Below are 11,228 nucleotides of genomic sequence, written 5' to 3' on the forward strand. Positions count from 1 at the left end.
TCCTATCCTTTCAAGCTCATATAACGCTGGTAATGGTAACGTAGAAATAACCATCGAAAACCATTATCCAAGAGAGTCCCTGCCCAAATACCTGGCAAGCCCCAACCAAGCACAATCCCCATCAGATATCCTGTTCCAATGCGGATACACCACATTCCTATACTTGTCGCATAAAAGGGAAGTTGAGCATTGCCCAAACCCTGCCAGACTGCTGTATAGATGACTGTTCCTATCGTCATAGGAGTACCAAGTAGTGAAAAAAGTGTCACTAAAACGCTAGCCTCCACCGCTAAAGAATCAGTCGTATAGAGATGAGTGAGTGGTATACCCAAAGCATAGATACTGAAGGTCAAGGGGAACATGAGGACCAGAGAAAGCCAAAAGGTTTGCTTGCTCAAATTAGCTACTCTTTCCCAATTATCCTCTCCAACTGCTCGGGCCACCAGCATGACCGTTGCCGTAGCGACGCCAAAGGCAGGCATATAGTTAAACTGGGTCAAGACTTCTCCGACTGCATTCCCAGCAACTGCCTCCGTTCCAAAAGACACAACCAAGGCAATGATCACGACATCACCAGCCCGCATCATAAGCCGCTCTCCAGCTGCTGGCAAAGCTAAGGTCAATAGTTCCTTATCTAAACCAAAAGTCGGTTTCTCAAAAGGCAACTTTAATTGCGACCATAAAATCACAAGACCTACCAAACGAGACAGAATTGTCCCCCAAGCAACACCAGCTATCCCCATATCCAGAACAAAAATAGCTAGACTTGAAAAAAGAATATTCAAGGCATTGGATAAAAAACTAACATAGAGAGGCAGACGTGGATTATGCGTTGCACGAATCAAGGCTCCCAGACTAGTCATTAAACCTAAGAGAACAATCGATCCGCCTACCAAAGATAGGTAGAGTCCACCACTCTCAGCTACATCTCTCTCCGTCCCCAAAAGTCCTATCATCTCTTTCCCAGCGAAGATGGACAAAAATCCTAAAAGGAAACTTAATAGTAAGGTAATCTTCAATGCCTCAGTCACATGATAGGCTAGCATAGATTGATCCTTCTGCCCCAAATTTTTTGAAATAACACTGGAAATAGCAGCTCCCAGAGCGATGAAAATCGCCTGATAAATCGTGATAATATTGCCAGCTACTGATACACCCGAAATAGCTATCAAGCCCAAGTGGGCTACTAAGTAACTATCCACCATCCCCATGAGCATCTGCAAAAAATTTTCGCCCATAGCTGGCAAGGCAATATTAAGAATATCTTTATTTTTCTTAAACAATCCTTCCTCCTGATGAAAAGAAACTCAGTTGGTTTCCCAACCGAGTTTACTCCCTCTGTCTTAAAGTCCTAGATAAGCCTCAACCGCTGCTTGCATATCAGCAGCTGCCACTGTTGTCTTGTGACGAACAGGAGCTGTTTCAAGCCCGTCAACTGCTGGTGGTACTGCAACTCCTGAAATATCATGTAATTGAGCCAAGGCTTCAAAGTCAGTCAAGCCTACTTTACCTGTTACAGCTTCTACTGCAACCACTGGGAACTTGTATGGACTCGCTGTTGAAGCAATCACTGTCTTAGTCACATCGCCAGTAGCCGCTTGGTATTTCTTATAAACTGCCGAGGCAACCGCCGTATGTGGATCCTCGATATAAGAATCTGCCTCATAAACACGCTTGATTTCTGCTGCCGTTTCTTCCTCAGTCGCATATTCAGCTGCAAAGAGTTCCAGAATCGCTGCATCAAAGTCTGTCAATTCATATTGTCCTTGTGTACTCAAAGCATTCATGAGTTCAGCTGTCTTAACCGCATCATTCCCCAAAAGATGGAAAATCAAACGCTCCAAGTTTGAAGATACTAAGATATCCATAGATGGGCTAGTCGTTACTTTAAACTCACGTTTCTTATCGTAAACACGTGTTTTAAAGAAGTCAGTTAAAACATTATTGTCATTTGAAGCACAGATCAATTTACCAACTGGCAGACCAATTTGTTTAGCATAAAAGGCAGCCAAGATATTTCCAAAGTTTCCAGTTGGTACTGTGAAGTTGACTTTTTCACCAGCTACAATCTCACCAGTCTTAACCAACTGAGCGTAGGCATAAACATAATAAACAATCTGTGGTACCAAACGACCAATGTTCATAGAGTTAGCTGATGAAAATTGCAGTTTATTGGCAGCCAACTTTTCACGAAGAGCTACATCGTTGAACATGTGCTTCACATTTGTTTGCGCATCATCAAAGTTTCCATCAATGGCGATAACATGAGTATTGTCGCCAGTCTGAGTGGTCATTTGCAACTCTTGTACCTTGCTGACACCATCTTTTGGATAAAAAACGATAATCTCAGTTCCAGGCACATCCGCAAACCCTGCCATAGCAGCTTTCCCAGTATCACCAGATGTCGCTGTCAAAATGACAATCTTGTTCTCCAAACCATGCTTTTTAGCGGCCGTCGTCATAAAGTATGGCAAGATAGACAAGGCCATATCCTTAAAGGCAATCGTTGAACCATGGAACAATTCCAAGTTGTATTGCCCATCCAGTTTCACCAATGGCGCAATAGCTGGAGTATCAAACTTGCTATCGTAGGCATTGTTGATACAGTAGTCCAACTCCTCAGCCGTAAAGTCATCTAAAAATGCTGATAAAACTAATTTAGCCACTTCTTGGTAAGAAGCATCTTTTAATGTGTCAAAGTCCAAATCCACCTTTGGATAAGTAAGTGGTGTAAACAGACCACCATCCGTCGCCAAACCTTGCAAAATAGCTTGGCTGGCAGTTACTGTATTATTCGCATCACGCGTTGATTGATAAACTAATGTCATGAATCTCTATCCTTTATCTATAGTCTCTTCCATTATATCACGATTTTTCAGAAAATTCTCCCTTTATAAGAGAAATTATAATCCCAATTCTTTCTTCAAAGGCTCTAAATAAACCATTTCTTGCTTATCTCTTTTCTCCAGTCCCTCCTCAGCTAGGGTGAGTAAGTCTTTAGAAAACTCGAGAATCGCAGCTTCTTCCTGATCTGTAAGTTTTTTCTTAGAAAATTGTCGCCTTAAAAACTTGTAATCACGACCAGCTGTGGTAAAAAATGGAGCAGTTCGCAAGTAAGCTTCAAGCTTGTCTAAATGAACCAACAAGCCCAAATGAAAGGCAGCAGAAGCAAAAGTCCTATCAAGCGGCTGAGTACACACACTACGAAACTCAACTGTTCCTCGAGTCGTTAAGTCTTGGTACTGGTAACTACGATGAGTTTGGAAATCTTCCTCCTGAGGGTAAATAAGAACCTCATCCCCATTAAGGGTGAATGCTTGGATTTCAGGTGTAGTCAAATAATCTCTAACCTGAATCGGATAAAAATAATAGGTCTGCCCATCACGCTCCGCAGTAAAAATCGCAGAATGATTTAAATAGTCAAAAAAATCATCCTCATCTTTAAATAGTCTAGTATTGACACCAACATTCTCTGGATAGATACCATGCATGGATTCTTCCCAAAAAATATCTCTCGAAATTTTGGTATCCCAATCCGCACCAGAAAACTCAGAGTTTGCAAACAAATAAGCTTTAGCAGCTTCAATTTGCGTAAAAGCATTGATAACACGCAGGTAGTTGGAACTTGAAACGTCTAGTTGAACCTGACTTCCACAGATAAAGGCACCATACTCAGGGAAATGATGTAAATCTGATTTAGTTACATTTCTACTCAAATTCAGATAAGCCATCAACATCTGATAGCGGGGATAAGACACTGAACAATTCTCATTTTTATCCCAGTTGGGATGAATGCCGCAGCCAACAATAGCATGATTAGCTTCACCCAATTTATTCTGAATCGTAGCCATATAGAAGTTAAAGCGTTCTTCTACCTCTTGGATAGATTCGGCCTTTCCGAATGCAAACTCAATTGTCGTATAAGCAACCTCAAACAAGATCGTATCTTGGCTGACTGGATCGAGCAACTGAATTGGATTCCCAAAATCATCCACTTTTTCGATAGTAAAGCCCACTACTGATGGTAAATATCGAAAGAGATCCTTAACAACTTCACCATCTGTAGCCTTACCCTCTAAATTTACAATAGGATATTCTAACTCAATCCCAATAAATAAATCTGGGTTCTCTTTTATATTCTTTAAGTAACGTTTCTTTAGTAATTCAACAGACCGAGACATTAATCACCAAACTCTTTCATAATCAAAATAAATTGTGAATAAGTAATATTATACCAAAAATACACTAAAAATGACTAGAATAAGAAGAAAAAGATCATTCATCAGTTATCTGTACTTAAAGAAAAATATCAAAATCTTCACTAAATCAAAAAACAAGGTCCGAAAACCTTGTCATTATTACTATACCGGCGGCCGGGGTCGAACCGGCACGTCCTTGCGGACACTGGATTTTGAGTTCTATAAATACATTTTTTAAATCTTACAACCTTGATTTAATAGGTTTTTAGTACTTTTAAATCTTGCAAAATAGACTCATTTTTCAAATTTTAGTAACTTTTTGGTAACCCCGTTAAAGACACGGACTCATACCCCAGATAAAGACAATTCAAATTAGATTACGTCTAGATATTTAGTCGCCTTTTGTTTGGCTTAAACCCTTTATGTCTTTTAGAATTCCAAAAATAAAGAAACTAAATAGAACTATATCTAGGATATCAAACAAAAAGAAGCTTCTTTTCCCTAACAAGGAGGATATGGAACGTTATGTAGTTATCTTGTTTAAATATTATAATTTCAAGCAAATTAAATGAATCCAAAAAGGGGTTAGCTACTGTTTTAACACACTTCAAAGCTTATTTGATTAACACTCTGAAACTATTCGTGAGTGTTTACACAAAATTATTGACAGGATTCAAGTGTTTCTAGGTTTTTTTAATATAATTTTATCTGATTCTGTCTGATTAAAACTTTGAAAGTCGGTTAACTACACTCAATTTTCGCATAGTCATCCGAATTCCAAATTTCTTTTCAAGATAATTAGTGTTTAAACGTTTTTTTCGAGCATCACGTGGTAAATATAGGTAACAACACTCGTGACCACCATAGAACTCTTCATCTCCAAAATTCTCTCTACTAAGTTCTGTTAGAGTACTTTCGGGAATCTCTTCGTTAGTAAAAACTAGATGAATACGAGAACTATCATAAGTATCATCAAATGGGTTTTCTTGAATAGCAATCTCTAATTGATTAATTTCTTTGATAATTATTGATAAATCAGCTCCAATTTTATCCAAAATCGTATCATGAACTAACTTTCTGATTTCTTCGTCAGATAACTCTGATTCTAACAGTATATTCCCACTCTGAATATATGTTTGAACATTTAAAAAACCAACTTCTGTTAGGATTTCTACTAAATAAGACATCTTGGGAATTCTATTGGTACCTGTTGGTGTTACTCCGCGAAGGAGAATAATCTTTTTCATACTAATGTCCTTGTGCATCTTTTTCTAAAGAGTTCATCATTTCAAAATAATAATGAGCATCCCCCGTTGAAAAATAATTAAACCATGCTTCTACTGTAGATTTTGAATATAGGCCTAACTCCTCGACAATGAGCTTAGTCCATGATAAAGATCCGGCTGAGCTAGCGGTAATAAGCTTTCCATCTTGAACTGCAATCTCATCTTTATAATAATCCTGCCCTCGATAATGTTGGCTCATCTGGGTTAAAAAGAATGAAGCATTACTTGTATGATATCGATTATCTAAAATTCCTTTTTCAGCTAATCCCAAAGTAGCGCCACAAATAGCTCCAACTAAAATATTTTCTTGCAATAGTTTAGAGGCTACTTCTAAAACATCATCTTGCTCATTATCCAACCAAGTATCACCTCCAATAAGCACTAGCGCAGCTGCATTTGCAGTATCTAAATCATATAGATTAACATCTGGAACAATTGTCATGCCTCCAGCAGTTTTTATAGACTTTTTCCCTTTAGAAACTGTTACTAATTTTACTTTAGCTTCTCCTAACATTGACTGTAAGCTTAGCGCCTGCATTAAATAGCCGTGTTCGAAATCAGCCATAGTATCTTGAATATACATATAAATATTTTTCATCATTCTTACTCCTCTTTGATAAATGATCGAACTATTAATTGTTTTTATTGTATCATATTTTATGTTTCGCTGTAATACCAATATTTTTTACTTCATCAGTAAAATAGCGATTTTTAAATATTGAACAACCTCTGGAGGCTCACCGTAGGTTTGTATTTATGTTATCAACTTCTGCAACATTTCAACTGCTTGTCCTCAATATCACTGTGCTCCCGTTTAAAAGCAGAGTCAAGAATTATGACAAATAGTACCAACATCTAGAATGAATTTAGAACCTAAAAACAAATCATCAATCTGCATTAAAATAATCATGAACCTCTTTAAAAAGGGTATGCAATATTTCTTGCTCTTCTTCATCTAAATTATTTTCAGAAACTAGCTCATCCAAATACTTAGGTAAAGTAGAATGGTTTTTAATTCCATTCATGACAATTGCAAATTTCAGATCATCTAGTTCAGCTTTATTAAACCCTTTTAGCTTCTTCAAATCAATTCTAGTGATTGGAGGTGGGACAACATCTAGAGTACTGTAAATGGTTTTTCCTAATAAGTAATCTGTTGTGGTATCAAATAATTTCGCTAATTTGACAACCGCTTCTAAATTAGGTTCTAAAGTTCCGTTTTCCCAACGAGAATAAGTACCTTGTTGTACATCAATCATCTCAGAAACTTGTACCTGTGTTAACTTCTTACTCTTTCTCAGTTCCTTAAGACGATCTCCAAAAGAATTATTACTAATCATTGTATCCTCTTTAATATTCGATTCTGTATATTTTAGCTTGACAAAATATTCTAAACGGTATAAAATAGAATTGTTCCATAAGGAATATTTATTTTAAGTTTAAATATTCCATTGAGAATATTATAGCATAAAAGGAGGTAAAAGCGTATGTAATTAGTAGTCGATTTAAAAAATTTTAATAAAGGAGGTAAGATTCGACAAAATAAAAAAATCTTGAAACAAATGTGCCGTTCGTTCCAAGATCAAAACATATTATGTAACAATTATACCACAGAAAACTCTTCAGTTGCACAAGAAAATTTCGGAGGTTTCACAAAAAGATGACCAATAAAGAGTTAGTCAATCAAATTTCTGGCCTAAACTCTACCTCTACTCTTAAAAATTGGATTCAACTGATTAAAGAAATAAGTGGCAAGGAATTTAAAAAAATTAAAATTCCTATCAGTAGAAATCCTAGAACTCATCAATTAAGTTATACAGTTGCCTATGACTTTACAGACGAAGACCTTAGACAATTTCAAAAGTTAGCTAACCTAAAACTTGAAATAGGTCTAAAAGAGGCTATACAAAAAGTATTTGGAAGTCTAGCAGACAATGAGCAAGAACTCCTAAACCAAGTAATAGATGAGCTCTATGATGAACTGAGCGCCTTAAAACAGGAATTTAAGCGAGAAATACGACTGATACAAATTGAGAATGCCAATCTAAAAAAGAATATCCAAGATATTGAAGAGTCGATGCAAACCGGCTTACTAGGTTTTGTTCAGAAGAGGTCAAAAAATAGGTTCGGCTAATAGCGAGTTTTCGGCTGAGCCATGAGGCAGAAAGCCGAAAATGAGCGTAGATGCGGACGGACCATTTTTGACCGATAGGGTGTGTAGTAACACCACCCTCTGCAAGTTAGGTGTACCATCGAAAGAATTCAGTATTCCCAAGGGTTTCGGAGATTTTAAGGGTGGCAAAATTAGGCAAAAAGTTGAATCAAAATCTATGGCAAAAAATGAACATTTACGTTCTGTATTTGACTGGATTCAAATTCAGTTTGATAAGACTGAATTTTCGCCAAGAGAAATAATCGAAGATATTCTATTTCTTGACTATAACCTATTTATTGAGAATAAAGGGAGCCTTAAATACTATAACTATGATAGCCAGTTTCATTATGGGAATATCCGTATCTACTATGGAGCGAAAGAGTCGTCCTACATGCTTGTCATGTCAGGACAGGCACTCGAGTTCTTTAGAGATATGGTATTAGATCCAAATAGTCTGTCCGAAAGACAGTTTCTGAACAACCTCTACTACAATTACAATCAATTTTCAGTAAGACGAATTGATATTGCAATAGATGATTTTAATGAAACACCCTATTTCACTCCTAATCAGCTTCTAAAGATTTGTCAGAAGAAACGCTTTATATATGGAAAAAGCACCTACTACAATACCTACGGAGATGAAACAATCGGCCAAACCTTATATTTGAGAAAACCCAATGATGATGAAAGACTTAGAATTTATGATAAACGCTTAGAACGAGCTGAGAAGCTCGGCATCAGCAAGCGGTATATAGAAAATTGGATAAGAACTGAGTTAGAACTTAGGAAAGAAAAAGCTCACTACTTCATTCAAGAATGGTTGCATTCAGAAATAGAACTTCTCAACTTTACCAAGGGATATCTCAAAGAAAAAGTGAGATTCTATAGTGATAGCCATTTCTCAAAACCTTTGAGAACTTGGGAAAAGTTTTTAGGTCACTCAAAACCTGTCTCTATCATTATTCCAAAACCAAAAACAGAACTAGAACAAAAATTAGAATGGTTTACCTATAAAGGTTCAGGGGCTATTCTAAAAGCTTATAAATTTCTATACGACAATAATTTACTGCATGAGTATGAGAAATCTAACTATCTCGCACTCAACAATATGAAATATCCACCAGATTTAGCAAGTGGATTAATAGAAAGGGCAATACTCTTTAAACGAGAGGATTTGATCCCTACAATCAAAGAAAATATTAAAAGGAGAAATTAACTATGGCAAAAATGCTTTCACAAAATGACTGGAATTTTAATAACATTGGAACAAAATTTGAATTGGATGAAGTCATTCCAAAATTTGAAACGGAAGTCCGAGCAGATGCAAACGGAGAAATTATCAAAAACCGAGATGGTAGCGAAAGACGTTTTAATACCGATAAAATCATTGGTTGGAAATACAATGTAACAATCAAGGATGGACAATTCAAAAAGAAATCAACCCAAGTCTCAGTAGACAATCCAGATGCCTTGGTTGATAATGACTATATCCAAGCAATGGATGAAGTACCAGTTACATTTGACAATTTACAAGCTACTATGATTAGCACGACAATGTATTACAAGGCTGATGCTATCCATTTAGTAGATGTAAAACAAAAATAAGTAAAATACAAGGGGAGTTAATCCTCCCCTTAGTTAATCTAATTAGAAAAGGAGATCACATGATTAAAACTGTAACAAAAGATGACCTTATCGAACTTGGATTTGCTCCAGGAACTGCAAGAAAGATTATCCATACCGGCAAATTACTATTAGTGAATCGTGGTTTTAACATCTACGATAACAAAAGGATTGGTACAATTCCAGCCAGTGTCGCAGAAGAACTATTAGGAATTGAACTCCAGAAAGAAGCGTAGCTTATGGCTTTACGTAAAAGTAGAGACGGAACTTGGATTGTTGATGTTTCCAATGGTATAAATCCAATATCTCTAAAACAACGTAGAATTGTAAGAAAAGGATTCAAAACTAAAAAAGAAGCATTGGAGGCCGAACAATACTTACGAAGTGTCGAACTTAAAGAAAAAAGTTTCAACTCAAAAATATCAATTGATATCCTTTATGATCTCTTAAAAGAAGAGGATAGAATAAACAACAGAAAACAAAGCTATATAGATACACAAGAAAACAACTATAACAGGCATATAAAAAACTATTTTGAAAAAGTTGATGATGTAGCTAAATTAACTTATGAAGATATCTATCAATTCAGAGAACATCTAAGAGATAAAAATACTCAAAACTCAGAAAAGAAGCTAAGTCCAAACACTATTAATAAAATTATAATTTTACTAAAGAAAATTCTGGATGTTGGATTAAGAAAGGGATTTTACAAGGAACATCCCGTAGGATTACTGAAAAAATTACCCATAGAAAAAGTAAAATTAAATTTCTGGACAGTAAAAGAATTTAAGCATTTCTTAACACTATTTAGCAACGATGAATACAATATAAAATTACTATTCACAGTTCTATTTTTTACTGGTCTAAGACTCGGAGAAGCTCTTGCTCTAACGTGGAAGGACATAGAGTTTTCTACAAATACAATCCATGTAAGTAAATCAATATACGTTAAAAAAGGTGAAGAACACATTAGTAGTACAAAGACAAAAGCTGGAACCCGAAGAATCATCATGAACACCAAACTAGTGGAGACACTAGAAGAATGGAGGCAAACACAGCATGAAAGATTAAAAGAATTTACAACCAACCTAGATGATCTACAGATATTTCAAAATAGCCCGATTACGATAACTAAGGATTCAATCGAAAAACAATATAAAAAAATATTACAAAGAGATAGTTCTTTAAAAAAAATAAGAATTCATGACTTCAGGCATTCACATGCTTCCCTACTAATAAACCAAGGAGAAGATTATCTTGTCGTAAAAGAAAGATTAGGACATGCTTCTATAACTACAACAATAGATACATACTCTCATTTGTATCCAAGCAAGCAACAAAAATTAGCGGATAAATTAGATGATTTGTTATAAAACTAGTAATTTTAAGTAACTCAGCGTTACAAATTCAACAAATAAAAGAAAAAGACAAGGTCCGAAAACCTTGTCTTTAATACTATACCGGCGGCCGGGGTCGAACCGGCACGTCCTTGCGGACACTGGATTTTGAGTCCAGCGCGTCTGCCAATTCCGCCACGCCGGCAAATAGTAACTGGGGTAGCTGGATTCGAACCAACGCATGAGGGAGTCAAAGTCCCTTGCCTTACCGCTTGGCTATACCCCAATAATATAAAATAGGCGAGTGATGGGGATCGAACCCACGCATGCCAGAGCCACAATCTGGTGTGTTAACCACTTCACCACACCCGCCATAATTCTATTAACACGGGCAGTAGGAATTGAACCCACACTGAAGGTTTTGGAGACCTTAGTTCTACCTTTAAACTATGCCCGTAAAATGGAAGGGGAGGGATTCGAACCCCCGAACCCGAAGGAGCGGATTTACAGTCCGCCGCGTTTAGCCTCTTCGCTACCCTTCCAAAATATATAAATGGCGCGAGACGGAATCGAACCGCCGACACATGGAGCTTCAATCCATTGCTCTACCAACTGAGCTACCGAGCCT

At 36.7% G+C, this 11,228-nt stretch carries 11 protein-coding genes and 6 tRNA genes; 5 read left to right on the plus strand and 12 right to left on the minus strand.

Features of this window, described 5'->3' with window-relative positions; genetic code table 11:
- Nucleotides 1–2: 2 nt before the first annotated feature.
- The 6 genes from M1G12_RS07520 to M1G12_RS07545 all read right to left on the minus strand — a co-directional run bounded on the left by M1G12_RS07520 (nt 3) and on the right by M1G12_RS07545 (nt 6,825).
- Nucleotides 3–1,283 (minus strand): MATE family efflux transporter, encoded by a 1,281-nt coding sequence (locus tag M1G12_RS07520; protein ID WP_247949646.1) that lies wholly within the window; start codon nt 1,281–1,283, stop codon nt 3–5.
- A 60-nt stretch (nt 1,284–1,343) separates the two neighbouring features.
- Nucleotides 1,344–2,828, minus strand: a complete 1,485-nt coding sequence (gene thrC / locus M1G12_RS07525; protein ID WP_247949647.1) for a threonine synthase — start codon at nt 2,826–2,828, stop codon at nt 1,344–1,346.
- 75 nt (nt 2,829–2,903) lie between these two features.
- Entirely contained in the window at nt 2,904–4,181 is a 1,278-nt protein-coding gene (locus M1G12_RS07530) for a glutamate-cysteine ligase family protein (RefSeq protein ID WP_212575757.1), read from the minus strand.
- 740 nt (nt 4,182–4,921) lie between these two features.
- Nucleotides 4,922–5,446 carry a DUF1697 domain-containing protein gene (locus M1G12_RS07535; protein WP_049550047.1) on the minus strand — a complete coding sequence of 175 codons (525 nt, stop codon included), beginning with the start codon at nt 5,444–5,446 and terminating at the stop codon, nt 4,922–4,924.
- A gap of 1 nt (nt 5,447) precedes the next feature.
- A complete protein-coding gene (locus M1G12_RS07540; protein WP_032913075.1) occupies nt 5,448–6,083 on the minus strand; it encodes a DJ-1/PfpI family protein in 636 nt (211 codons plus the stop codon).
- A gap of 289 nt (nt 6,084–6,372) precedes the next feature.
- A complete protein-coding gene (locus tag M1G12_RS07545; RefSeq protein WP_049550048.1) occupies nt 6,373–6,825 on the minus strand; it encodes a helix-turn-helix domain-containing protein in 453 nt (150 codons plus the stop codon).
- A 320-nt stretch (nt 6,826–7,145) separates the two neighbouring features.
- Between M1G12_RS07545 and M1G12_RS07550 the strand changes: the two genes are divergently transcribed.
- From M1G12_RS07550 to M1G12_RS07570, 5 genes are read left to right on the plus strand one after another with little or no spacing between them, the layout of a single operon-like run.
- Nucleotides 7,146–7,619: a hypothetical protein gene (locus M1G12_RS07550; protein WP_212575756.1), complete on the plus strand. Its 474-nt coding sequence runs from the start codon at nt 7,146–7,148 to the stop codon at nt 7,617–7,619.
- A gap of 40 nt (nt 7,620–7,659) precedes the next feature.
- Nucleotides 7,660–8,856: a replication initiation factor domain-containing protein gene (locus M1G12_RS07555; RefSeq protein ID WP_247949648.1), complete on the plus strand. Its 1,197-nt coding sequence runs from the start codon at nt 7,660–7,662 to the stop codon at nt 8,854–8,856.
- A 2-nt stretch (nt 8,857–8,858) separates the two neighbouring features.
- The gene (locus tag M1G12_RS07560) at nt 8,859–9,245 is read left to right on the plus strand and encodes a hypothetical protein (RefSeq protein WP_001096843.1); all 387 of its coding nucleotides are present in this window, start codon (nt 8,859–8,861) and stop codon (nt 9,243–9,245) included.
- A gap of 59 nt (nt 9,246–9,304) precedes the next feature.
- Nucleotides 9,305–9,499, plus strand: coding sequence for a DUF3173 domain-containing protein (locus M1G12_RS07565; RefSeq protein ID WP_000598356.1), 195 nt, complete (start codon nt 9,305–9,307; stop codon nt 9,497–9,499).
- A 3-nt stretch (nt 9,500–9,502) separates the two neighbouring features.
- Nucleotides 9,503–10,636: a tyrosine-type recombinase/integrase gene (locus M1G12_RS07570; RefSeq protein WP_009732034.1), complete on the plus strand. Its 1,134-nt coding sequence runs from the start codon at nt 9,503–9,505 to the stop codon at nt 10,634–10,636.
- Between the two features lie 85 nt (nt 10,637–10,721).
- Here M1G12_RS07570 and M1G12_RS07575 read toward each other — a convergent pair.
- The 6 genes from M1G12_RS07575 to M1G12_RS07600 all read right to left on the minus strand — a co-directional run bounded on the left by M1G12_RS07575 (nt 10,722) and on the right by M1G12_RS07600 (nt 11,227).
- Nucleotides 10,722–10,805, minus strand: a tRNA-Leu gene (locus M1G12_RS07575).
- Between the two features lie 9 nt (nt 10,806–10,814).
- Nucleotides 10,815–10,886 (minus strand) — tRNA-Gln (locus tag M1G12_RS07580).
- Nucleotides 10,887–10,899: 13 nt separating this feature from the next.
- Nucleotides 10,900–10,972 (minus strand) — tRNA-His (locus M1G12_RS07585).
- Nucleotides 10,973–10,986: 14 nt separating this feature from the next.
- Nucleotides 10,987–11,057, minus strand: a tRNA-Trp gene (locus M1G12_RS07590).
- 4 nt (nt 11,058–11,061) lie between these two features.
- A tRNA-Tyr gene (locus tag M1G12_RS07595) sits at nt 11,062–11,142 on the minus strand.
- A 12-nt stretch (nt 11,143–11,154) separates the two neighbouring features.
- Nucleotides 11,155–11,227, minus strand: a tRNA-Phe gene (locus M1G12_RS07600).
- Between the last annotated feature and the right edge of the window lies 1 nt (nt 11,228).

The organism is Streptococcus mitis (assembly GCF_023110375.1).
In the GTDB taxonomy this organism is placed as follows: domain Bacteria; phylum Bacillota; class Bacilli; order Lactobacillales; family Streptococcaceae; genus Streptococcus; species Streptococcus mitis_CI.